The 22,444-nt window shown below is 58.7% G+C and carries 18 protein-coding genes; 13 read left to right on the top strand and 5 right to left on the bottom strand.

Annotation, left to right across the window (positions count from 1 at the left end):
* Positions 1-127: 127 nt before the first annotated feature.
* On the bottom strand, positions 128-748 hold the full coding sequence (lolA, locus tag KVG85_RS04065; protein WP_016775262.1) for an outer membrane lipoprotein periplasmic chaperone LolA: 621 nt from the start codon (positions 746-748) through the stop codon (positions 128-130).
* Between the two features lie 67 nt (positions 749-815).
* Positions 816-3,224: a DNA translocase FtsK gene (gene ftsK / locus KVG85_RS04060; protein ID WP_041477069.1), complete on the bottom strand. Its 2,409-nt coding sequence runs from the start codon at positions 3,222-3,224 to the stop codon at positions 816-818.
* Between the two features lie 519 nt (positions 3,225-3,743).
* Between ftsK and aat the strand changes: the two genes are divergently transcribed.
* The 3 genes from aat (at position 3,744) to infA (ending at position 5,521) form a co-directional block, all read left to right on the top strand.
* Entirely contained in the window at positions 3,744-4,424 is a 681-nt protein-coding gene (aat, locus tag KVG85_RS04055) for a leucyl/phenylalanyl-tRNA--protein transferase (protein WP_217863038.1), read from the top strand.
* A 58-nt stretch (positions 4,425-4,482) separates the two neighbouring features.
* Positions 4,483-5,190, top strand: coding sequence for an arginyltransferase (locus KVG85_RS04050; RefSeq protein WP_110600808.1), 708 nt, complete (start codon positions 4,483-4,485; stop codon positions 5,188-5,190).
* Between the two features lie 112 nt (positions 5,191-5,302).
* Positions 5,303-5,521 carry a translation initiation factor IF-1 gene (gene infA, locus KVG85_RS04045; protein ID WP_002553999.1) on the top strand — a complete coding sequence of 73 codons (219 nt, stop codon included), beginning with the start codon at positions 5,303-5,305 and terminating at the stop codon, positions 5,519-5,521.
* Positions 5,522-6,142: 621 nt separating this feature from the next.
* On the opposite strand, the gene clpA is transcribed toward infA, so the two are convergent.
* The gene (gene clpA, locus KVG85_RS04040) at positions 6,143-8,413 is read right to left on the bottom strand and encodes an ATP-dependent Clp protease ATP-binding subunit ClpA (RefSeq protein WP_016775266.1); all 2,271 of its coding nucleotides are present in this window, start codon (positions 8,411-8,413) and stop codon (positions 6,143-6,145) included.
* 30 nt (positions 8,414-8,443) lie between these two features.
* Positions 8,444-8,827 carry an ATP-dependent Clp protease adapter ClpS gene (clpS, locus tag KVG85_RS04035; protein ID WP_011334948.1) on the bottom strand — a complete coding sequence of 128 codons (384 nt, stop codon included), beginning with the start codon at positions 8,825-8,827 and terminating at the stop codon, positions 8,444-8,446.
* Between the two features lie 224 nt (positions 8,828-9,051).
* Between clpS and KVG85_RS04030 the strand changes: the two genes are divergently transcribed.
* The gene (locus KVG85_RS04030; RefSeq protein WP_217863037.1) at positions 9,052-9,333 is read left to right on the top strand and encodes a cold shock domain-containing protein; all 282 of its coding nucleotides are present in this window, start codon (positions 9,052-9,054) and stop codon (positions 9,331-9,333) included.
* A 77-nt stretch (positions 9,334-9,410) separates the two neighbouring features.
* Here the strand turns inward: KVG85_RS04030 and icd are convergent, their stop codons facing one another.
* Complete coding sequence (gene icd, locus KVG85_RS04025) at positions 9,411-10,667, bottom strand: NADP-dependent isocitrate dehydrogenase (protein ID WP_217863036.1); 1,257 nt, start codon at positions 10,665-10,667, stop codon at positions 9,411-9,413.
* Between the two features lie 481 nt (positions 10,668-11,148).
* On the opposite strand from icd, the gene KVG85_RS04020 reads away from it, so the two are divergent.
* From KVG85_RS04020 to aceA, 9 genes are all read left to right on the top strand, one after another.
* A complete protein-coding gene (locus tag KVG85_RS04020; RefSeq protein WP_217863035.1) occupies positions 11,149-13,374 on the top strand; it encodes an NADP-dependent isocitrate dehydrogenase in 2,226 nt (741 codons plus the stop codon).
* A gap of 200 nt (positions 13,375-13,574) precedes the next feature.
* A complete protein-coding gene (locus KVG85_RS04015) occupies positions 13,575-14,021 on the top strand; it encodes an NUDIX hydrolase (protein WP_217863034.1) in 447 nt (148 codons plus the stop codon).
* A gap of 59 nt (positions 14,022-14,080) precedes the next feature.
* The gene (gene mnmA / locus KVG85_RS04010; RefSeq protein WP_071172900.1) at positions 14,081-15,205 is read left to right on the top strand and encodes a tRNA 2-thiouridine(34) synthase MnmA; all 1,125 of its coding nucleotides are present in this window, start codon (positions 14,081-14,083) and stop codon (positions 15,203-15,205) included.
* On the top strand, positions 15,202-15,825 hold the full coding sequence (gene hflD, locus KVG85_RS04005) for a high frequency lysogenization protein HflD (RefSeq protein WP_039763308.1): 624 nt from the start codon (positions 15,202-15,204) through the stop codon (positions 15,823-15,825). The genes mnmA and hflD overlap by 4 nt, the downstream gene beginning before the upstream one ends.
* 126 nt (positions 15,826-15,951) lie before the next feature.
* Positions 15,952-17,322, top strand: a complete 1,371-nt coding sequence (gene purB / locus KVG85_RS04000; RefSeq protein WP_217863033.1) for an adenylosuccinate lyase — start codon at positions 15,952-15,954, stop codon at positions 17,320-17,322.
* Positions 17,323-17,408: 86 nt separating this feature from the next.
* Positions 17,409-18,578, top strand: a complete 1,170-nt coding sequence (locus tag KVG85_RS03995) for a ribosomal protein uL16 3-hydroxylase (protein ID WP_016775274.1) — start codon at positions 17,409-17,411, stop codon at positions 18,576-18,578.
* The gene (locus KVG85_RS03990; protein ID WP_016775275.1) at positions 18,571-18,996 is read left to right on the top strand and encodes a GNAT family N-acetyltransferase; all 426 of its coding nucleotides are present in this window, start codon (positions 18,571-18,573) and stop codon (positions 18,994-18,996) included. Before KVG85_RS03995 ends, KVG85_RS03990 begins: the two co-directional genes overlap by 8 nt.
* A 243-nt stretch (positions 18,997-19,239) precedes the next feature.
* Positions 19,240-20,001, top strand: coding sequence for a secretin N-terminal domain-containing protein (locus KVG85_RS03985; RefSeq protein WP_217863032.1), 762 nt, complete (start codon positions 19,240-19,242; stop codon positions 19,999-20,001).
* Positions 20,002-20,476: 475 nt separating this feature from the next.
* On the top strand, positions 20,477-21,802 hold the full coding sequence (gene aceA / locus KVG85_RS03980; RefSeq protein ID WP_016775277.1) for an isocitrate lyase: 1,326 nt from the start codon (positions 20,477-20,479) through the stop codon (positions 21,800-21,802).
* The last annotated feature ends 642 nt before the right edge of the window (positions 21,803-22,444 follow it).

The following is a 22,444-nucleotide window of genomic DNA, read 5'->3' as shown; positions in this document are numbered from 1 at the left end:
GTTGGGCTGCGAAGCGGTCCCAAAAGCGACGACTGCTGCGCAGCCGGACGGGGATAAATCCCCTCGCCACAATAGCCCCTCAATAGCAGGCCCTCACCATAAAGGCCCTGACACAAGGGGCCGGTGTTTATTCCTGGATAACGTCGGCACCCTTGGGAATGTCGAATTTGAATTTGGACGCAGGCACCGCTTCGTTGGCCTTGACCCCGGTAAACAGGATATTGGTGCGCTGGCCGACGCTGTCAATAAGTTGCATGTCATTAAGCAGGCCGTTGCGGAACGACAGGCGCAGGTTGTCGAACAGGGTGTCCTTGGTTTTCGGCTTGAGAGTGAAGTCGATCACGCCGCCCGCCTCTTTCGCGCTGATATCGAAGCTCTGGCTGATCTTCGAGACATCGCCGGACAGCAGCAGCGCCGGCGTCTGGGTCAGACGCTCGTCGAGCTTCTTGATGGTTGCCTGCTCCAGATCCGGGTCCCAGAGGGTGACTTTCTTGCCATCGGAGACCATGGTCTGCTCGGCCGGTGCGTTGGTGTGCCAGTAGAACAGGCCCGGACGCTGCAGGGTCATGTTGCCGGTGGTTTCCTGCAACTGGGTGCCGGTGCCGTCGAGGGTCAACTGCGAGAAGTTGGCCGACAGGGTTTTCGATGTTTCAAGCAATTGAGTCAGACGCGCCACGTCCTTTTCATCGGCGTGGGCCGTGAGTGTGGTCAGCGCCAGTACTGGCAACAGCATGCGGATAAGGCGCATGAGAGTCCTCTTGAATAATCGTGGGAGAGCGGGTGGTGCGTCATTGCGCCACCCGCGTCGTTGCGTTTCAGTCGCGTACCGGGCCCGGGGCCAGGACTTCACGCGAACCGTTGGTGTTCATTGAGGTAACAACGCCGGCCATCTCCATCGCCTCGATCATCCGCGCGGCGCGGTTGTAGCCGATCTTCAGCTTGCGCTGCACAGCGGAAATCGACGCGCGACGGCTTTCGAGGACGAACTGCACCGCTTCGTCATACAGCGCGTCGGCTTCCGGATCATCACCGTCACCGCCACCGCTACTGCCTTCAAAGCCGCTACCCGCCTCTTCGACACCGTTGAGGATATCGTCGTTGTATTCCGGCGCGCCGCGCAGCTTCCACGCTTCGACCACGCGGTGAACCTCATCGTCGGAGACGAATGCGCCGTGGACGCGGATCGGCAGACTGGTGCCCGGCGGCATGTAGAGCATGTCACCGTGACCGAGCAGTTGCTCGGCGCCACCCTGGTCGATGATGGTTCGCGAGTCGATCTTGCTCGATACCTGAAACGCCATACGAGTCGGAATGTTGGCCTTGATCAGACCGGTGATCACGTCAACCGAAGGACGCTGGGTGGCAAGAATCAAGTGAATCCCCGCCGCACGCGCCTTTTGCGCAATACGTGCGATCAGCTCTTCAACCTTCTTGCCGACGATCATCATCATGTCGGCGAATTCGTCCACCACTACGACGATGGTCGGCAGTTTCTGCAGCAGCGGCGCTTCGTCATGAATGCTTTCGCGCTTGTACAGCGGATCGCTCAACGGCTCTCCGGCATCCTGGGCTTCCTTGACCTTGGCATTGAAGCCGGACAGGTTACGCACGCCCATTTTCGCCATCAGTTTGTAGCGACGCTCCATCTCGGCAACGCTCCAGCGCAAGGCGTTGGCGGCGTCCTTCATGTCGGTCACTACCGGGCAAAGCAGGTGCGGAATGCCTTCGTAGATCGACAGCTCAAGCATCTTCGGGTCGATCATGATCAGCTTGGCATCGTCCGGGCCGGACTTGAACAGGATCGACAGGATCATCGCGTTCACGCCCACGGACTTACCGGAACCGGTGGTACCGGCCACCAGCAAGTGCGGCATCTTCGCCAGGTCGGTGATGACCGGCTTGCCGCCGATATCGTGACCGAGCGCCAGGGTGACCGGCGATTTGAAGTTGTCGTACTCGGGGGTCGACAGTACCTCGGAGAAGCGCACGATCTGGCGGTCTTCGTTGGGAATCTCGATACCGACAGTGGTCTTGCCCGGAATCACCTCGACCACCCGCACACTGGTCACCGCCAGCGAACGCGCCAGGTCTTTGGCCAGGTTGGCGATGCGGCTGACTTTTACCCCGGCGGCAGGCTGGATTTCGTATCGGGTAATTACTGGACCCGGATGGATCGAATCAACGGTGACTTCGACGCCGAATTCCTTGAGCTTGATTTCCAGCAAGTGGCCGACCGCTGCCAAGGATTCAGGCGAATAGTTGAGCTGTTTCTTTTCCGCAGGATCAAGAATGGAGATCGGCGGCAAGGTGCCTTCGACCGCGCTGTCGACGAACAACGGCGCCTGCTTCTCTTTCTGTACGCGCTTGCTCGGCTCTGGCGCCTTGGCCGGTGCCGGCGCGATCACCGGTGGCACCTGCTTCTCGCGGTCGGACATGTGCTTGCTCAGCGCTTGCTCACGCTCGATCAGGCGTTCCTTGACCTTGGCCTGTTCGCGTTTGTCGGTGACAGTCGGTGCGACCACATCGTGGACGCGGTCATCGACCTCACGCAGTTGCGCGACCAGTTGCTTGCGCTCGGTGCGCGCCGACCACCAGCGGTTGAGCGCGCCCTGAAACAGCTCGAACAGATCGAGAGTGATCTTGCCGGTGACGTCCATCACCTTGAACCACGACAGATCGGTGAATACGGTCAGGCCGAACAGGAACAGAGCGATGAACAGCAGCGTGCTGCCCTGAATGTTCAGCGCATTCTTCGCCAGATCGCCAAGGCTTTCGCCCAGGGCACCGCCAGCGCCGGCCGGCAGACCGGTCGCGGCATGGAAATGAATGTGCGCCAGCGCAGCACCGGAGAGCACGAGGAACACCAGACCGATCAGGCGCCAGGAAAACAGCCAGCCGCTCCACTGCCATGGTTCGTGGCGTTGACGGAAGATCTGGTACGCCTTGACCGCCAGCAGCAACGGAAAAATATAGGCGAAGTAGCCGAGCACCATGAACAGGATATCGGCGCTGTACGAGCCGGCCGGGCCGCCGAAGTTCTGCACATCGTCGATCTTGCTGTTATGGCTCCAGCCCGGGTCGTCCTTGCCGTAAGTCAGCAAAGCCATCATCAGGAACAGGCACAAGGCGCCGATGGCGATCAATGCACCTTCCTTGAGCCGGTAGTGCAGTTGCTGGCGCCAGAGCGGAACGACTGTTTTGGGTGCTTCGGTGGTCTTCTTCAAAACGCTTCTTTTCCTGCGCCCGAGGCGCGTCCATCTATTGAATGACGATAAAAAACTGCCCAATCCAGGCAGATAAAAAGGTGAAAAGCTCAACTGGGACTACTTTTAACACTGTGCCACTGGTTTTATAAACACAGCCATAAACACTGTGCGCAGCGAAAAGCCGTCACAACCCGGCATTGTACGGGTTTGTGCGCCCGACGCCATGTTTCAGACCCCAGCCTTGAGCATAGCCAAACGTACATGCACTGCGTTGCAATTGGAGCATGCATTGTCTTTTGTGACAAAGGCTTATGAGCTGTATTTGATGAACGTAGCGAGGCTGGCCAGATCAGACTCACAGAAACCCTCAACAGCATCTGTACGGTGACGCTTACGACCACGGGCGACACATCAAGTTGCAGCTCAATGCTCACTGCACCAGACAACTGTGCAGGACAGCGGCGCCGTTTCGCGGCAAACTCTTTCGCGGGGCCTGCACGCCCCTGACCGCCCTCCCCTTCTGCAAGCCTGGATGCCATGCTGACTTGGTTACAACGTAATTCCCTGACCTTTCCTCCACTGGAAAAAGCCATGCGCGAGCCGAACGGATTGCTCGCCGCCGGCGGCGACCTGTCGGCAGACCGACTGATCCAGGCCTATCGCCACGGCTGCTTCCCCTGGTTTTCCGAGGGCCAGCCGATTCTCTGGTGGTCGCCGGATCCGCGTACCGTGCTGTTTCCCGACGAACTGCACGTCTCGCGCAGCCTCGGCAAGCTGCTGCGCAAGCAACGCTACCGCGTGACTTTCGATCAGGATTTCGACGCTGTCATCCGCGCCTGCGCTGCCCCGCGTGACTACGCCGACGGCACCTGGATCACCGAGGCCATGCAGGATGCTTACGTAGAATTGCATCGGCGCGGTTTCGCTCATTCGGTTGAGGTCTGGGACGAGGGACAGCTGGTCGGCGGCCTGTACGGCCTGGCGATGGGCCAACTGTTTTTTGGCGAGTCGATGTTCAGCCGCGCTGACAATGCATCCAAATATGGCTTTGCCACGCTGGTCCAGCATTTGAAAGCCGCCGGATTTGTGCTGATCGACTGCCAGATGCCGACCGATCACTTGCACAGCCTCGGTGCGCGGTCGATTACGCGCGGCGAATTCGCGGACTATCTGCGGCGCCATCTCGATCAACCGAATTCGGCAACCTGGGTTTGCTGAGCGACTTTTGCGCAGGTGGCTTACACTTAATCCACCAGCTTATCCCGAGGGTTGATTCATGACCGAGTTGGCGCGTTTGAAGTTTTATGCCACTCAGCCCCACTCTTGCAGTTATCTGCCCGAGGAGCAGGCCACGACGCTGTTTCTCGACCCGAGTCAGCCCATGGATGTGCATGTCTACGCAGACCTGTCGGAAATGGGCTTTCGTCGCAGCGGCGATCATCTGTACCGGCCGCATTGCCAGAATTGCAATGCGTGCGTGCCTGCGCGCATTCCTTCCGCCCAGTTCATCGCCAATCGCCAGCAGAAGCGTATCTACAAACGCAACACCGACCTGCAAGTGCAACCGGTCAAACCGCACTTCAGCGAAGAATATTTCGACCTGTATCAGCGCTATATCGAACAGCGCCATGCCGACGGCGACATGTACCCGCCAAGCCGTGATCAGTTCTCGACGTTCCTGGTGCGTGACCTGCCCTTCTCGCGCTTCTACGAATTTCGACTCGACGGACGGTTGCTCGCAGTAGCAGTCACCGATCTGCTGCCTAACGGTTTGTCGGCGGTATACACCTTCTACGAACCGAACGAAGAACGCCGCAGCCTCGGCCGTTACGCAATTCTCTGGCAAATCGCCGAGAGCCAGCGTCTGGGCCTTGAGGCCGTGTACCTGGGTTACTGGATCAAAAACTGCAAAAAGATGAATTACAAGACGCAATATCGGCCCATCGAATTGCTGATCAATCAGCGCTGGGTCATCCTGAACTGAACCTGCGGCCTAAACCCCTTGGCGTAAACACCATTTTTCGGGCACAATGCACGCCGCTTTTGCCTGGCGCAGTTGCACCGGGCCATTCATTGGATACCGAGGGCTTTACTGCATGTCGAAAGAAGACAGCTTCGAAATGGAAGGCACTGTCGTCGACACCCTGCCCAACACCATGTTTCGTGTGGAGTTGGAAAATGGGCACGTCGTAACCGCGCATATTTCCGGCAAGATGCGCAAGAACTACATTCGTATTCTTACCGGTGACAAAGTGCGCGTCGAGCTGACGCCCTATGACTTGAGCAAAGGGCGGATCACTTACCGCGCTCGTTAATCAAGTCAATACAGAACGCCCGGGTAATGCCGGGCGTTTTTGTATCTGCGTTTTGAGGTTTTGGAGCTGGCGGTTTCGCGCTTACAGCATGCAAATCAAAAGATCGCAGCCTCCGGCACTCCTACGCTTGGATCGAGTGAACTCGATAGAAACGGGTTGACCTGCGGGCCGCCTTCGCGAGCAGGCTCACTCCCACAGAAAAGCAAGCAGCGCAGCTGCCCGCGGCGAAGCCGCCCCACTCAACAATGAGCGCAAGCTCGAGTGCTTTTGATCTTGCTGTTGATCCACCAGCGACGTCGGAAGGCTGAGCGGAGGGATTGATCCGGGGGTGGGAGCGCAGCGACCGTCTGGCGCAGCCAGACACAGCGGAAGGAGGTGCAGCGAAGCAAACCGTAGCCGCTGCGCCCGGATCAGTCCCGGAGCGAAGGAACCCGAGCCTGCGAGGGCCGAACGTAGGAGCAAGCGTTTTGGGTTACCTTTTTGGCGTTTGAAAAAGGTGACTCGCCGTAAGGGCGAAACCGTAATAAGCCATCACCGCAGCAACGGATATACACCCAAAGCCCAAAAACACCGGACAACAAAAAGGCGCCCGAAGGCGCCTTTCCAATCCACATCAAGCCGTCAGGCCATCTCTGCAGTAGTTTCGAAGTCAAACGTCAACTCCCCGTCCTTGATGTCGATGTGCACCACACCGCCATGCTCGGCCAGTTCGCCAAACAGAATCTCCTCCGCCAGCGGACGCTTGATCTTGTCCTGGATCAGACGCGCCATCGGACGTGCGCCCATCGCCGAGTCATAACCACCCGCCGCCAGCCAACTACGCGCAGCATCGGTAACCTCAAGCAACACACGCTTGTCTTCCAGTTGCGCCTGAAGCTCGGTGAGGAACTTGTCCACCACACTCTTGATGACCTCATGACTGAGGCGACCAAACTGGATAATGGTGTCCAGACGGTTACGGAATTCCGGCGTGAAGCTCTTCTTGATCACTTCCATCGCATCGGACGAGTGGTCCTGATGAGTGAAACCGATCGAAGCCCGCGCGGCCGTTTCGGCACCGGCGTTGGTGGTCATGATCACGATCACGTTGCGGAAGTCCGCCTTGCGCCCGTTGTTATCGGTCAGCGTACCGTGGTCCATGACCTGCAACAGCAGGTTGAAGACTTCCGGATGCGCCTTCTCGATTTCGTCGAGGAGCAATACGCAATGTGGCTGCTTGGTAATGGCTTCGGTCAGCAGACCGCCCTGGTCGAAACCGACATACCCTGGAGGCGCACCGATCAGACGCGATACGGTGTGACGCTCCATGTACTCGGACATGTCGAAGCGCACCAGCTCGATCCCCAGCGCCTTGGCCAACTGTCGCGCGGCCTCGGTTTTACCGACACCGGTAGGCCCGGCAAACAGGAACGAACCGACCGGCTTGTCCGGCGATTTGAGGCCGGCGCGGGACAGCTTGATCGCAGTCGACAGCGAATCGATCGCCGCGTCCTGACCAAACACCGTCAGCTTCAGGTCACGCTCCAGGTTACGCAGCAGCTCCTTGTCGGAACTGGTCACGTGCTTTGGCGGAATCCGCGCGATTTTCGCGACGATGTCCTCGACCTGCGGCACTTCGATACGCTTGACGCGCATCTCCACCGGTTGCAGACGCTGGTAGGCGCCCGCCTCGTCGATTACGTCGATGGCCTTGTCCGGCATGTGCCGGTCATTGATGTAGCGCGACGCCAGTTCGGCAGCGGCACGCAACGACTCATCGCTGTATTCGATATTGTGGTGCTGCTCGAAACGCCCTTTCAGACCGCGCAGGATACCGATGGTGTCTTCCACCGATGGCTCGACGACATCGACCTTCTGGAAGCGACGCGCCAAGGCACGATCCTTCTCGAAGATGCCGCGAAATTCCTGGAACGTGGTCGAACCGATGCAGCGAATGTCGCCAGACGACAGCAGCGGCTTGAGCAGATTGGACGCATCCATCACGCCACCGGACGCAGCACCCGCACCGATGATGGTGTGGATCTCGTCGATGAACAGGATCGCCTGCGGACGTTTCTTCAGTTCATTGAGCAGCGCCTTGAAGCGCTTCTCGAAATCACCGCGATACTTGGTACCCGCGAGCAGAGCGCCCAGGTCGAGCGAATAAACAACCGCATTGGCCAGCAGATCCGGCACCTGATTGTCGACGATGCGCTTGGCCAGGCCTTCGGCAATCGCGGTTTTACCCACGCCTGCCTCACCCACCAGCAGCGGATTGTTCTTGCGCCGGCGCGCGAGGATCTGCGCGACACGCTCGACTTCCGACTCACGACCAACCAACGGATCGATGCGACCCTGGCGCGCGAGTTCGTTGAGGTTGCTGGCATAAGCATCCAGAGGATTGCCTGAAGAAGAAGACTCACCGCCCTCGTCGTCCTGCATATCTTGTTCACCTTCAGAGTGATCGCCGTGCCCTGGCACCTTCGAAATGCCATGGGCGATGTAGTTGACGACATCGATGCGCGCAACGCTCTGCTGTTTCAGCAGGAACACTGCCTGACTCTCTTGCTCACTGAAGATGGCGACCAGCACGTTGGCGCCGGTCACTTCGCGTTTGCCCGAGCTCTGTACGTGAAAAACAGCACGCTGCAGTACACGCTGGAAGCCCAGGGTTGGCTGGGTTTCGCGATCCTCGTCATGCACGGGGATCAATGGCGTGGTGGAGTCGATGAACTCCTGCAGATCATGCTTGAGTTTGTCGAGGTTTGCGCCGCAGGCACGCAAAACGGTGGCGGCAGCCTCATTATCCAATAGGGCCAGCAGGAGATGTTCGACGGTCATGAACTCATGACGCTTCGAACGAGCCTCCTTGAAGGCAAGATTGAGGGTGACTTCGAGCTCGCGGTTTAACATAGCTTCACCTCATACCCAAGTGGTCGGCGATTAACCGTCCTTCTCGATTTCACAGAGTAGCGGATGCTGGCTTTCCCTGGCGTACTGGTTGACCTGCATGGCCTTTGTCTCGGCGATGTCGCGGGTAAACACTCCACATACTGCCCGTCCTTCTGTATGGACGGCCAGCATGACCTTGGTCGCCAGCTCGCGATTCAGGTTAAAAAACACCTCGAGCACTTCGACGACGAAATCCATCGGTGTGTAGTCATCGTTGAACAAAACCACCTTGTACATCGGCGGCGCCTGTAACGCGGGCTTTGCTTCCTGAACAGCAACGCCTGCCGAATCGTCGTCGTGCTCCTGTGGAAGATCCTTTTGGAGAAGCGGGCGATCCTGATTGAATGTTAGTCGAATCTGGCTGATTGCATGCATGGAAAAAAAGGTTCGTCAGTTGTGCGAATACAGTGGTGGGGGCGGTTGCACACGTTTTCAACTACGACTACCCGGTCACCTTGACTATCGGGAAAACGGTGTTACAACCAATAGAGCCCACAGTGGGTAAAAAAGATCCGCGGAGTCAATTCTTTTATCGAATTCGATTGCGGATGTCGTGGATGATACTCCAGCGATGGAGTCTGTTGCAGAGGGATTTGAGCATGGCTGTCGGCAAGGTGAAATGGTTCAACAATGCCAAGGGATTCGGCTTTATCAATACCGACGCCCGGGAAGGTCGCGATGAGGATGGCAAGGACATTGATTTTTTTGCCCACTACACGGCCATTGAAATGGAAGGGTACAAGACCCTGAAAGCGGGTCAGGCGGTGAACTTCGAGATCGTTCAAGGCCCCAAAGGCTTGCATGCCGTGAAGATAACTTCGGTAGAAGCAGCTCCCACGCCAAGCTCGATTGCCAAGGAAAAACAAACAGCAACCAGTTGAAGCCTCAAAACATTCGGTCATAAAAAACCGCCTGATTCAACCCATCGAGTCAGGCGGTTTTTGCGTGCCTGCAACTTTTACATATGCGAAATCATCGCATCCCCGAACCCGGAAGACGACACCAGCTTCGCGCCATCCATCAAGCGCTCGAAATCATAAGTAACAGTCTTGGCGCCGATCGCACCGTTGGTGCCCTTGATGATCAGGTCCGCCGCTTCCGTCCAGCCCATATGACGCAGCATCATCTCGGCCGAGAGAATCAGCGAGCCCGGGTTGACCTGATCCTTGCCGGCATATTTCGGCGCGGTACCGTGGGTCGCTTCGAACATCGCTACGGTGTCGGACAGGTTGGCACCCGGCGCAATACCGATACCACCCACTTCCGCCGCCAGCGCGTCGGACAGGTAGTCACCGTTCAGGTTAAGCGTAGCGATCACATCGTATTCGGCCGGGCGCAGCAGGATCTGCTGGAGCATGGCGTCGGCGATAGCGTCCTTGACCACAACATTCTTGCCGGTTTTCGGATTTTTGAACTGCATCCACGGACCGCCGTCCAGCAGCGTCGCGCCGAACTCTTCAGCCGCCACTTCGTAGGCCCATTCCTTGAAGGCACCTTCGGTGAACTTCATGATGTTGCCTTTGTGCACGATGGTCAGCGAGTCGCGGTCATTATCGACCACATATTGCAGGGCCTTGCGCGCCAGACGCTTGGTACCTTCGCGGGAGACCGGCTTGACGCCGATGCCGCAGTTTTCGTCGAAACGGATCTTGGTGACGCCCATTTCTTCTTTAAGGAATTTGATGACCTTGGTGGCTTCCGGCGAACCGGCCTTCCATTCGATACCGGCGTAAATATCTTCGGAGTTTTCGCGGAAGATGGTCATGTCGACATCGCCGGGCTTTTTCACCGGGCTCGGCACGCCTTCGAACCAGCGCACCGGGCGCAGGCAGACGTACAGGTCGAGCTGCTGACGCAGAGCCACGTTCAGCGAGCGGATACCGCCACCGACCGGAGTGGTCAGCGGGCCTTTGATGGAGACCACGTAATCCTTGACCGCGTCGAGGGTTTCCTGCGGCAGCCAGGTGTCCTGGTCATAAACCTGAGTGGCCTTTTCGCCGGCGTAGACTTCCATCCAGGAAATCTTGCGCTTGCCGCCGTAGGCCTTTTCAACAGCAGCATCGACAACCTTGATCATCACCGGACTGATGTCGACACCAATACCGTCACCTTCGATGAAGGGGATGATCGGGTTATCAGGAACATTGAGAGAATGGTCTGCATTGACAGTGATTTTGTCACCGACGGCTGGAACCTGAATCTTCTTGTAACCCATGCTGAACTCCATTGTTTGGATTGAACACCTGGCTTGCTTCGAGCGTAACCCAGTTGAATCAACACGCAAACCCTATGTTCCTGCGCCGCGCACATCTCGTTTCGTACAAGCCTGAAAGCAAAGGGAAAAGCGCCAAAGTCCAGCATTCGTAACGAGTCTTTGCCCGGTCGCGCCCTGCGACCTTTAGACCAATGGACGAGAATCGTTGCATATGAACCATCGGCAGATTGCCAACTACCTATGTATAATGCCGCCCGCTGACCACAGGGTCACGACGGCTGGCCTCTCTAGCACGAGACTTTCCGCCTGATTGGTCGGGTTGTTACCGCAGCCTGACTGCTTGACGCTCTACTGATGCACCCAACATCACCGCGAAGAATCTCGACATTCGGTTCATGGATGACTTTGAACGAACGCGCTTACCCGGCGCCCCTCGAGTTTCTGCGCACGCTTTAGCAAAGAAGAGAGAGTTAATCCGAATATGCCCACCCGCTCGAAGATCATCTATACCTTCACCGACGAAGCTCCTGCCCTCGCCACCTATTCCCTGCTGCCGATCATCGAGGCTTACACCGCCTCGGCCGATATCGCCGTGGAAACCCGCGATATCTCTCTTGCAGCGCGCATCCTGGCAAGCTTCCCCGAGCAACTGGGCGACAAAGCCGTAGCCGACCACCTCGCCGAACTGGGCGACCTGGCCGTTACGCCTGAAGCCAACATCATCAAGCTGCCGAACATCAGTGCTTCGGTGCCACAGCTGCAAGCCGCGATCAAAGAGCTGCAGGCGCAGGGCTACAACCTGCCGGACTACCCGGAAACCGTGACCAGCGACGCCGACAAAGACGCCAAGGCGCGTTACGACAAGGTCAAGGGCAGCGCCGTGAACCCGGTTCTGCGTGAAGGCAACTCCGACCGCCGCGCCCCGCTGTCGGTGAAGAACTACGCGCGCAAGCACCCGCACAAAATGGGCGCCTGGGCCAAGGACTCCAAGTCTCACGTCGCGCACATGAGCACCGGCGATTTCTACGGCAGCGAAAAAGCTGTCCTGATCGACGCCGCTGACGCTGTGAAGATCGAACTGATCGCCAAGGACGGTGCTGCCACCGTTCTGAAAGAAAAAACCACCGTTCAGGCTGGCGAGATCCTCGACTGCGCCGTGATGAGCAAAAACGCCCTGCGTGCGTTCATCGCTGCCGAGATCGAAAGCGCCAAGGCCCAGGGCTTGCTGCTCTCGGTTCACCTGAAAGCGACCATGATGAAGGTCTCGGACCCGATCATGTTCGGCCAGATCGTTGCCGAGTTCTATAAAGACGCTCTGACCAAGCACGCTGACGTGCTGAACCAGATCGGCTTCAACCTGAACAACGGCATCGGCGATCTGTATGCGCGCATCAAGGCCCTGCCGGCCGAGCAGCAAGCGCAGATCGAAGCGGATATCGCTGCGGTCTACGCCGCTCGTCCATCGCTGGCGATGGTCAACTCTGACAAAGGCATCACCAACCTGCACGTGCCGAGCGACGTCATCGTTGACGCCTCGATGCCGGCGATGATCCGTGACTCCGGCAAGATGTGGGGCACCGACGGTCAGCTGCACGACACCAAGGCTGTGATCCCGGATCGTTGCTACGCGACCATCTACCAGGCCGTGATCGAAGACTGCAAAGCCAATGGCGCTTTCGATCCGACCACCATGGGCAGCGTGCCAAACGTTGGCCTGATGGCGAAGAAAGCCGAAGAGTACGGCTCCCACGACAAGACCTTCCAGATCAAGGCTGACGGCGTCGTTCGCGTCACCGACAGCAAAGGCAAGCTGCTGATGGAACAGGCTGTCGAAGCCGGCGACATCTTCCGCATGTGCCAGACCAAGGACGCGCCGATCCAGGACTGGGTCAAACTGGCCGTCAACCGTGCTCGCGCGAGCAGCACGCCGGCGATCTTCTGGCTCGACCCGATGCGCGCTCACGATGGCGTGGTGATCGAGAAGGTTCAGGCCTATCTGAAGGATCACGACACCAGCGGTCTGGACATCCAGATCATGGCGCCGGTCGATGCAATGAAATACACCCTGCAGCGCACCCGCGAAGGCAAGGACACCATTTCGGTGACCGGCAACGTACTGCGCGACTACCTGACCGACCTGTTCCCGATCATGGAACTGGGCACCAGCGCCAAGATGCTGTCGATCGTGCCGCTGATGAACGGCGGTGGTCTGTTCGAAACCGGCGCCGGCGGTTCGGCTCCGAAGCACGTGCAGCAACTGGTTGAAGAGAACTTCCTGCGCTGGGATTCGCTGGGTGAGTTCCTTGCTCTGGCCGCTTCCCTCGAGCATCTGGGTGTGAACTACAACAACCCGAAAGCGCTGGTGCTGTCGAAAACCCTGGACCAGGCCACCGGTCAGTTCCTCGACAACAACAAGTCGCCATCGCGCAAAGTCGGCAACATCGACAACCGTGGCAGCCACTTCTACCTGGCGATGTACTGGGCTCAGGCCCTGGCTGCCCAGACCGAAGACGCTGCACTGCAAGCGCAGTTCGCGACTCTGGCCAAAACCCTGACCGAGAACGAGGCAACCATCGTTGCCGAGCTCAACGCCGTGCAGGGCAAGCCAGTCGACATCGGCGGTTACTACCACGCCGACGCCGAGCTGATCAGCAAGGCCATGCGTCCAAGCGCAACCTTCAACGCGGCGATTGCTGCGCTGGTTTAAGGTTGTAATGGGAACATCACAAACCCCGGCCTTGTGCCGGGGTTTGTGTTTCTACTGACAACATAAATCCCTTGTGGGAGCGAGCCTGCTCGCGAATGCGGTTTATCATTCAGCACCTTCGTTGACTGACCCACCGCTTTCGCGAGCAGGCTCGCTCCCACAGGGGGTCGGGTTTTAATCTGGATATTGAGGAAGGTTTTATGGAATGGCTCCCCCACATCACCGTCGCTACCATCGTCGAGGACAACGGCCGCTTCCTGATGGTCGAAGAGCACAAAGGCGGGCGCAATGTGCTCAACCAGCCGGCAGGCCATCTCGATCCGGATGAAACCCTGATCGACGCGGCTATTCGCGAAACCCTCGAAGAAACCGGCTGGGACGTCGAACCGACAGGCGTGATCGGCATTTATCTGTACACCGCACCGAGCAACGGCGTGACTTACCAGCGCATATGCTTCAGCGCCAAAACCGTGCAGCATCACCCGGATTACCAGCTTGACGACGGCATCGTCGGCGCCAAGTGGCTGACCCGCGACGAATTAATCGCCCAGCGCGATAACTGGCGCAGTGAACTGATCATCCGTTGCATCGACGATTATCTGGCCGGTCATCACTTCAGCCTCGAACTGATCCGCCCTTCTCTTTAGCCTTGCGGCCGCGAGCCTGATAGAATCGCGCCCTTTTCCAAGACACTCATTGAATCCCTATGCGTGATCCAGCCCCTTCTGACACATCCAAGAAGCGCGTCATTGTCGGCATGTCCGGCGGCGTGGACTCTTCCGTTTCCGCCCTTCTGCTGATCGAGCAGGGTTATGAAGTGGAAGGCCTGTTCATGAAGAACTGGGAAGAAGACGACGGAACGGAATACTGCACCGCCATGGACGACCTGGCGGATGCTCAGGCTGTCTGCGACAAGATCGGTATCAAGCTGCACACCGCCAACTTTGCCGCCGAGTACTGGGACAACGTGTTCGAGCACTTCCTCGCCGAATACAAGGCGGGGCGCACGCCGAACCCGGACATCCTGTGCAACCGCGAGATCAAGTTCAAAGCGTTTCTCGACTACGCGATGATGCTCGGCGCCGACCTGATCGCCACCGGTCACTACGTGCGCCGCCGCGATATCGACGGCCGCACCGAACTGCTCAAAGGCCTCGATCCGAACAAGGATCAGAGCTACTTCCTGCACGCCGTCGGCGGCGAACAGATCGCCAAGACCCTGTTCCCGGTCGGCGAACTGGAAAAGCCTGAAGTCCGCGCGATTGCCGAGAAATACGAACTGGCCACCGCCAAGAAGAAGGATTCCACCGGGATCTGCTTCATCGGCGAACGGCGTTTCAGCGATTTCCTCAAGCAATACCTGCCGGCACAACCGGGCGAGATCAAAACCACCGAAGGCGAAGTGATCGGCCGTCACCACGGCTTGATGTACCACACCATCGGCCAGCGCCAGGGCCTCGGAATCGGCGGCTTGAAGGATGCCGGTGACGAGCCGTGGTACGTACTGCGCAAGGATCTGCAGACCAACGAGCTGATCGTCGGTCAGGGCAACAACCATCCATGGCTGTTCTCCAGCGCCCTGCTCGCTTCGGAAATCTACTGGGTCAACCCGATTGATCTGAGCCAGCCGCTGCGCCTGACGGCGAAAGTGCGCTATCGCCAGAGCGATCAGGCCTGCACCCTGGAAAAAACCGCCAGCGGCTATCGCGCCGTGTTCGACGAACCGCAACGCGCGGTAACGCCGGGCCAGTCGGTGGTTTTCTATGACGGAGAAATCTGCCTCGGCGGCGGCGTGATCGAAGTGGCCGAGCCGTGGAGCGGCCAGGCATGAGCCCGACTCAGGAGCAACTGACAGCGCTGGGCGGTGTATTTCTCGCCGCCGTACTGGTCGATCGCATCGCCAAGACCGGCCAGACCAACGAAGCGGGCCTGAGCTGCATGCTCGGCAGCCTGCTGGTACGGGATCCGAAAGATACGTTGGACGTGTACGGTGGCGACGACATCAATCTGCGCGAGGGTTACCGCGCATTGATCGGCGCGCTGGAGCGCGATCCAAGCACCTTGCAGCGCGAGCCGTTGCGCTACGCGCTGTCGATGCTCGGTCTGGAGCGACAACTGGCCAAGCGTGACGACATGCTTGAGACGATCGCCAAACGCCTGCCGCAGATTCAGTCGCAGGTGGAGCATTTTGGCCCGGCCCACGAAAACGTCGTCGCCGCTTGCGGTGCGTTGTACCAGGACACTTTGAGCACTCTGCGCCAGCGCATTCAGGTGCACGGCGACATGCGCAACCTGCAGCAGCCGAGCAATGCCTCGAAGATCCGCGCCCTGCTCCTCGCGGGTATCCGTTCGGCGCGCCTGTGGCGTCAGCTCGGTGGTCATCGCTGGCAGTTGGTGATCAGCCGCCGCAAGTTGCTTAAAGAGCTTTATCCGTTGATGCGCAGCGAGTAAACGCCGCGTCATGAAGGCTTTGTAGTCTGTAACGCGTAATACGCCGGTCAGTTGGCGACGGACCGGCGGATTTTTTCATGTATGATACGCGCCCCATTTCGTTGCCCGACTGTCCGAGAACACCCCATGCAGCTCTCTTCGCTCACTGCGGTTTCCCCTGTTGACGGCCGCTACGCCGGCAAAACCCAGGCCCTGCGCCCGATTTTCAGCGAGTACGGCCTGATCCGTGCCCGCGTTCTGGTTGAAGTGCGCTGGCTCCAGCGCCTGGCCGCCCACGCTGGCATCCCTGAAGTGCCAGCCTTCTCCGCCGAGGCCAACGCCGTTCTCAACGAACTGGCTGAAAACTTCTCGCTGGAGCACGCCGAGCGCGTCAAAGAGATCGAGCGCACCACCAACCACGACGTCAAAGCCATCGAATACCTGCTCAAAGAGCAAGCGGCCAAGCTGCCGGAGCTGGCCAAGGTCAGCGAATTCATCCACTTTGCCTGCACCAGTGAAGACATCAACAACCTGTCCCACGCCCTGATGCTGCGCGAAGGCCGTGACGACGTGATGCTGCCGCTGATGCGCCAGACCGCCAACGCCATCCGCGAACTGGCCATCCGTTTCGCCGACGTGCCGATGCTGTCGCGCACCCACGGTCAGCCGGCTTCGCCGACCACTCTGGGTAAAGAGCTGGCCAACGTGGTTTACCGTCTCGAGCGTCAGATCGCTCAGGTCGCTGCCGTGCCGCTGCTGGGCAAGATCAACGGCGCCGTCGGCAACTACAACGCGCACCTGTCGGCCTACCCGCAGATCGACTGGGAAGCCAATGCCCGCGCCTTCATCGAAGACGAGTTGGGTCTGGGCTTCAACCCGTACACCACGCAGATCGAACCGCACGACTACATCGCCGAGCTGTTCGATGCCATTGCGCGTTTCAACACCATCCTGATCGACTTCGACCGCGACATCTGGGGCTACATTTCCCTGGGTTATTTCAAGCAGCGCACCATCGCTGGCGAAATCGGTTCGTCGACGATGCCGCACAAGGTCAACCCGATCGACTTCGAAAACTCCGAAGGCAACCTGGGTATCGCCAACGCACTGTTCCAGCATCTGGCGAGCAAACTGCCGATCTCCCGCTGGCAGCGTGACCTGACCGACTCCACCGTCCTGCGCAACCTCGGTGTCGGCTTCGCCCACAGCATGATCGCCTACGAAGCCAGCCTCAAAGGCATCAGCAAACTGGAGCTCAACGAGCAGAAGATTGCCGCTGACCTCGACGCTTGCTGGGAAGTCCTGGCCGAGCCGATCCAGACCGTGATGCGTCGCTACAACATCGAAAACCCGTACGAAAAGCTGAAAGAACTGACCCGTGGCAAGGGCATCAGCCCTGAAGCGCTGCAGACTTTCATCGATGGCCTGGACATGCCAGCCGAAGCCAAAGCCGAGCTCAAGCAACTGACTCCGGCCAACTACATCGGCAACGCAGTGGCACAAGCCAAACGCATCTGATCGACCGTTTGCCCCGTTTGAGACGCCCGGCCGCGCCGGGCGTTTTTATTCCCGTCTGAAAAGTGCTTTTTTTCAATAGGTTACATATGAATTCCGATATTCCTCTTCAACTTCTGGGCGGCCTCACTGCACGCGAATTCCTGCGTGACTACTGGCAGAAAAAACCGCTGCTGATCCGTCAGGCGATTCCTGACTTCGAAAGCCCGATCGACGCCGACGAACTGGCCGGCCTGGCCCTGGAAGAAGAAGTCGAATCGCGCCTGGTCATCGAACATGGCGAGCGTCCATGGGAACTGCGTCGCGGCCCGTTCGCCGAAGACGAGTTCAGCAAATTGCCAGAAAAAGAGTGGACGCTGCTGGTGCAAGCGGTTGATCAGTTCGTGCCGGAAGTCAGCGAACTGCTGGAAAACTTCCGCTTCCTGCCGAGCTGGCGTGTCGACGACGTGATGATCAGCTTCGCCGCCCCGGGTGGCAGCGTCGGCCCGCACTTCGACAACTACGATGTGTTCCTGCTGCAGGGCCATGGCAAGCGCAACTGGAAAATCGGCCAGATGTGCGATTCCGAGAGCCCGCTGCTGCAACACGCCGACCTGCGCATCCTCGCTGAATTCCACGAAACCGAAGAATGGGTGCTGGAACCGGGCGACATGCTCTACCTGCCGCCGCGCCTGGCTCATTGCGGCGTCGCGGTCGACAACTGCATGACCTACTCGGTCGGCTTCCGCGCGCCGAGTGCCGCTGAAGTGCTGACCCACTTCACCGACTTCCTCAGCCAGTTCCTGACCGACGAAGAGCGCTACACCGATGCCGACGCCAAGCCGGCGGTCGATCCGCACCAGATCCAACACGATGCACTGGATCGTCTGAAAAGCCTGCTCGCCGAACACATGAGCGATGAGCGCCTGCTGCTGACCTGGTTCGGCCAGTACATGACCGAGCCGCGCTACCCCGAATTGGTGGTCGGCCCGGAAGACGTCGAAGAAGAGGACTTCCTCGCCGCCCTGCAGGATGGCGCCGTGCTGATCCGCAACCCGAGCGCGCGCCTGGCCTGGTCGGAAGTCGATGACGATCTGCTGCTGTTCGCCAGTGGCCAGAGCCGCTACCTGCCGGGCAAGCTGCGCGAACTGCTGAAGCTGATCTGCGCCGCTGACGCCCTGCACGCCGATAACCTCGGCGAGTGGCTGAGCGACGAAGACGGTCGCAGCCTGCTCTGCGAGCTGGTCAAGCAAGGAAGCCTGGGGTTCGCCGATGAATAAAATTCGCGTTCGTGTCGCAGACTGGCAGAAGGATATCGCCGAGATCCGGCGCATTCGTGAAACGGTGTTCATCGCCGAACAATCGGTGCCACCCGAGCTTGAGTGGGACGCAGATGACGCGACCGCCGTGCATTTTCTGGCGTTCGAAGGCGACTTCCCGATCGGCACGGCGCGGCTGTTGCCCGACGGCCACATCGGCCGGGTTTCGGTGCTCAAAGACTGGCGCGGAATGAAGGTCGGTGACGCACTGATGCAAGCGGTCATCGCCGAAGCTGAAGCACGCGGTTTGAAACAGCAGAAGCTCAGCGCTCAGGTGCAAGCCACGGCGTTCTATGAACGCCTCGGTTTCAGCCTGGTCAGCGAAGAGTTTCTTGAGGCCGGGATTCCGCATGTCGACATGGTTCGGCATTCGGCTTAAGACCGCGGCGCGGCCTTCGCGAGCAGGCTCGCTCCCACAGGGGATCTGTGCCTGACACACAATTTGTGTCCGCTGGAGATGTACTGTGGGAGCGAGCCTGCTCGCGAAGAGGCCCGCCAGCACACCACAAAACGCCCCGCCATTTTCGGATGCCGGGGCGCTTTGCTGTCTACGATTCAACTTGCCCCACCCCGGGCCGACAAACTGGCAATATCAAGCCTTTCGAACGCGGAGATAACGGACATGTCCCTACGCACCCTGCTCACCACCCTGCTGCTCGGCTGCAGTTTTTCGGTGCTGGCAGCCACAGAAATCGTCCCCCTCAAATACCACACCAGCGCTGACATGTTGCCAGTGGCGCAGGATTTCATCGGCCAGGACGGGCAGGTCAGCGCTTATGGCAATCAACTGATCATCAAAGCCGAGCCGGGCAAGATTCAGGAGTTGAAGGATCTGCTGGCGCAACTCGATACCGCGCCGAAGCGCTTGCTGATCACCGTCGACACCAACGAAAACAACGGCCGTGGCGACGAAGGTTATGCGGTCAATGGCGCCCAGCCGAGCCAGACCCGGATCATCAGCCGCAGCACTACCAGCCGCAACGGCGGCGTTCAGCAAGTGCAGACCAGCGAAGGCACTCCGGCGCTGATCCAGGTTGGCCAGAGCGTGCCGATCACCAACACCCAGAGCGACTCCTACGGCGGTTACAGCAGCGAGACCCAATACCGCAACGTCACCCAGGGTTTCTATGTCACCGCCAGCGTCACCGGCGAGACCGTTCATCTGGCGATCAGTACCAACCGTGACCGCATGAGCCAGGAACGTCCCGATGTAGTGAACGTGCAAAGCACCGACACAACCGTCACCGGGCGCCTCGGTGAGTGGATCACTCTGGCGGGCGTCAACAGCCAGACTCAGGCCGATAAACAGGGCCTGACCCGCAGCTACTCGACTCAAGGCCGCGATGACATGACCTTGCGGGTGAAAGTCGACACGCTGGACTAAAGCACCGAAAACTGACTGATTAGTCGTATTAGACGAAAGATGTAGTGCTTGAAAAAAAGCACTACAAAACGTTTGACGCGAAAAAAAAGCGAAGGCATGATGGCCTCGCTCCCGCTAATCAGAGGCCCTGGCAAGGGCCTTCGAAGCGCCGCTCGCACCTACCCCGCGAGCCGTTTCGTGTCTGTACCGCCCACAAGGTGTGTTTGACGAGGTTGCCGACTGGAACGAAGTTGTCCCGAGGGACGGAAGCGTATTTAGGTAACCCGGCTTCACGCTGTTGTCCGTATAAAGGCCCACGACGCCCGCATGCGCCCCGCAGTCCGCCACTACCTGCTCACTTCCCCTCGAGCCCATCGTTCATCCCGTCGCCTACCCCGCCGAATCCGACTTGACCACCTAAGCTTCTGGTCAGCGAGCGCAGGAATTTTCCACCGCAGAACAACTTTTCATAAAAGACGCGACGAGGTTTATCTCCATGGCACTGACACGCGAACAGCAAATTGCAGCCCTCGAAAAAGACTGGGCCGAGAACCCGCGCTGGAAAGGCGTGACTCGCACTTACTCCGCTGCCGACGTGGTCCGCCTGCGTGGCTCGGTTCAGCCAGAGCACACCTTCGCGAAGATGGGCGCCGAGAAGCTGTGGAACCTGGTGACCCAAGGTGCCAAGCCGTCCTTCCGTCCAGAGAAAGATTTCGTCAACTGCATGGGCGCCCTGACCGGCGGCCAGGCTGTTCAGCAGGTCAAGGCCGGTATCCAGGCGATCTACCTGTCCGGCTGGCAGGTGGCTGCGGACAACAACTCCGCAGAATCGATGTACCCGGACCAGTCGTTGTACCCGGTGGACTCGGTGCCAACCGTGGTCAAGCGCATCAACAACTCGTTCCGTCGTGCTGACCAGATCCAGTGGAAGGCCGGCAAGAACCCGGGCGACGATGGCTACATCGACTACTTCGCACCAATCGTGGCCGACGCTGAAGCCGGTTTCGGCGGCGTACTCAACGCCTACGAGCTGATGAAGAGCATGATCGAAGCAGGCGCCGCTGGCGTTCACTTCGAAGACCAACTGGCTTCGGTGAAAAAATGCGGCCACATGGGCGGCAAGGTTCTGGTACCGACCCAGGAAGCCGTGCAGAAGCTGACCGCTGCCCGTCTGGCGGCTGACGTTGCAGGCACGCCGACCATCATTCTGGCCCGCACCGACGCCAACGCGGCTGACCTGCTGACCTCCGACTGCGACCCGTACGATCAGCCATTCGTGACCGGCGAGCGTACTCAGGAAGGTTTCTACAAGGTACGTGCCGGTCTGGATCAAGCGATCGCCCGTGGCCTGGCTTACGCACCGTACGCCGACCTGATCTGGTGCGAAACCGCCAAGCCGGATCTGGAAGAAGCCCGTCGCTTCGCTGAAGCGATCAAGAAGGAATACCCGGACCAGCTGCTGTCGTACAACTGCTCGCCTTCCTTCAACTGGAAGAAGAACCTGGACGACGCGACCATCGCCAAGTTCCAGCGCGAACTGTCCGCCATGGGCTACAAGCACCAGTTCATCACCCTGGCCGGCATTCACAACATGTGGCACAGCATGTTCAACCTGGCGCACGACTACGCCCGCAACGACATGACTGCCTACGTGAAGCTGCAAGAGCAGGAATTCGCTGACGCCGCCAAGGGTTACACCTTCGTTGCGCACCAGCAGGAAGTGGGCACTGGCTACTTCGACGACATGACCACCGTGATCCAGGGCGGCTCGTCCTCGGTGACCGCGCTGACCGGTTCGACCGAAGAAGAACAGTTCCACTGATTCGGCTTCACCTGAGCAAACGGCCTTTGCGGATCGAATAAAAAGCTAACCGCAGAGCCGCAAGACTGACGCCCCGACTGGATCGGGGCGTTTTTTTGCCTGTTGGAATCTCAAAGACACTACAAATCCCCTGTGGGAGCGAGCCTGCTCGCGAAGGCGATAAGTCAGCTTGCACATCTGGAGGCTGATCCACCGCTTTCGCGAGCAGGCTCGCTCCCACAGGGCTACCGTCAGCCGCGAGACGAAACATTGATCTGAAGCGCTACAAGCGTCAGAAATTTCCGTTAAAACGGTAGGCTTCGCTACTTGCAGTAACGCGCAAGTAAGACAACTTCCCAGCCACTCACTCGTTAAACAGTTACAAAACCACGCCAAACGATATCAATTATCATTTAGCCGCAACTATGTTCGTTACAAACTCTACAAAACATAATTGATGGAAAACCGGCTAATGCCCGCAACGCATGGGCCGCAGCGCCTTCAGGAGACGCTATGTCCTTAATCCGGTAAATAATTTCGCCTTTGGAATTTTACTTGCCGGGTGTTTAGCCATAAAATCAGCCCGATTGATTGCTGCGACATATCGTCACTGCCTTATTTCTTTATCAAGCTCAGAGACCTTTGCTCTCTGTTAAGGATTAC

Origin of the sequence: Pseudomonas triticicola (assembly GCF_019145375.1) — a bacterium.
GTDB lineage: Bacteria > Pseudomonadota > Gammaproteobacteria > Pseudomonadales > Pseudomonadaceae > Aquipseudomonas > Aquipseudomonas triticicola.
This window is presented reverse-complemented; position numbering and strand designations above follow the sequence as displayed.

Bases quoted from the DNA above. Each gene is read 5' to 3' on its own strand.
- lolA (WP_016775262.1), bottom strand. From the start codon at position 748: ATGCGCCTTATCCGCATGCTGTTGCCAGTACTGGCGCTGACCACACTC.
- aat (WP_217863038.1), top strand. From the start codon at position 3,744: ATGCTGACTTGGTTACAACGTAATTCCCTGACCTTTCCTCCACTGGAA.
- KVG85_RS04050 (WP_110600808.1), top strand. From the start codon at position 4,483: ATGACCGAGTTGGCGCGTTTGAAGTTTTATGCCACTCAGCCCCACTCT.
- infA (WP_002553999.1), top strand. From the start codon at position 5,303: ATGTCGAAAGAAGACAGCTTCGAAATGGAAGGCACTGTCGTCGACACC.
- clpA (WP_016775266.1), bottom strand. From the start codon at position 8,413: ATGTTAAACCGCGAGCTCGAAGTCACCCTCAATCTTGCCTTCAAGGAG.
- clpS (WP_011334948.1), bottom strand. From the start codon at position 8,827: ATGCATGCAATCAGCCAGATTCGACTAACATTCAATCAGGATCGCCCG.
- KVG85_RS04030 (WP_217863037.1), top strand. From the start codon at position 9,052: ATGGCTGTCGGCAAGGTGAAATGGTTCAACAATGCCAAGGGATTCGGC.
- icd (WP_217863036.1), bottom strand. From the start codon at position 10,667: ATGGGTTACAAGAAGATTCAGGTTCCAGCCGTCGGTGACAAAATCACT.
- KVG85_RS04020 (WP_217863035.1), top strand. From the start codon at position 11,149: ATGCCCACCCGCTCGAAGATCATCTATACCTTCACCGACGAAGCTCCT.
- KVG85_RS04015 (WP_217863034.1), top strand. From the start codon at position 13,575: ATGGAATGGCTCCCCCACATCACCGTCGCTACCATCGTCGAGGACAAC.
- mnmA (WP_071172900.1), top strand. From the start codon at position 14,081: ATGCGTGATCCAGCCCCTTCTGACACATCCAAGAAGCGCGTCATTGTC.
- hflD (WP_039763308.1), top strand. From the start codon at position 15,202: ATGAGCCCGACTCAGGAGCAACTGACAGCGCTGGGCGGTGTATTTCTC.
- purB (WP_217863033.1), top strand. From the start codon at position 15,952: ATGCAGCTCTCTTCGCTCACTGCGGTTTCCCCTGTTGACGGCCGCTAC.
- KVG85_RS03995 (WP_016775274.1), top strand. From the start codon at position 17,409: ATGAATTCCGATATTCCTCTTCAACTTCTGGGCGGCCTCACTGCACGC.
- KVG85_RS03990 (WP_016775275.1), top strand. From the start codon at position 18,571: ATGAATAAAATTCGCGTTCGTGTCGCAGACTGGCAGAAGGATATCGCC.
- KVG85_RS03985 (WP_217863032.1), top strand. From the start codon at position 19,240: ATGTCCCTACGCACCCTGCTCACCACCCTGCTGCTCGGCTGCAGTTTT.
- aceA (WP_016775277.1), top strand. From the start codon at position 20,477: ATGGCACTGACACGCGAACAGCAAATTGCAGCCCTCGAAAAAGACTGG.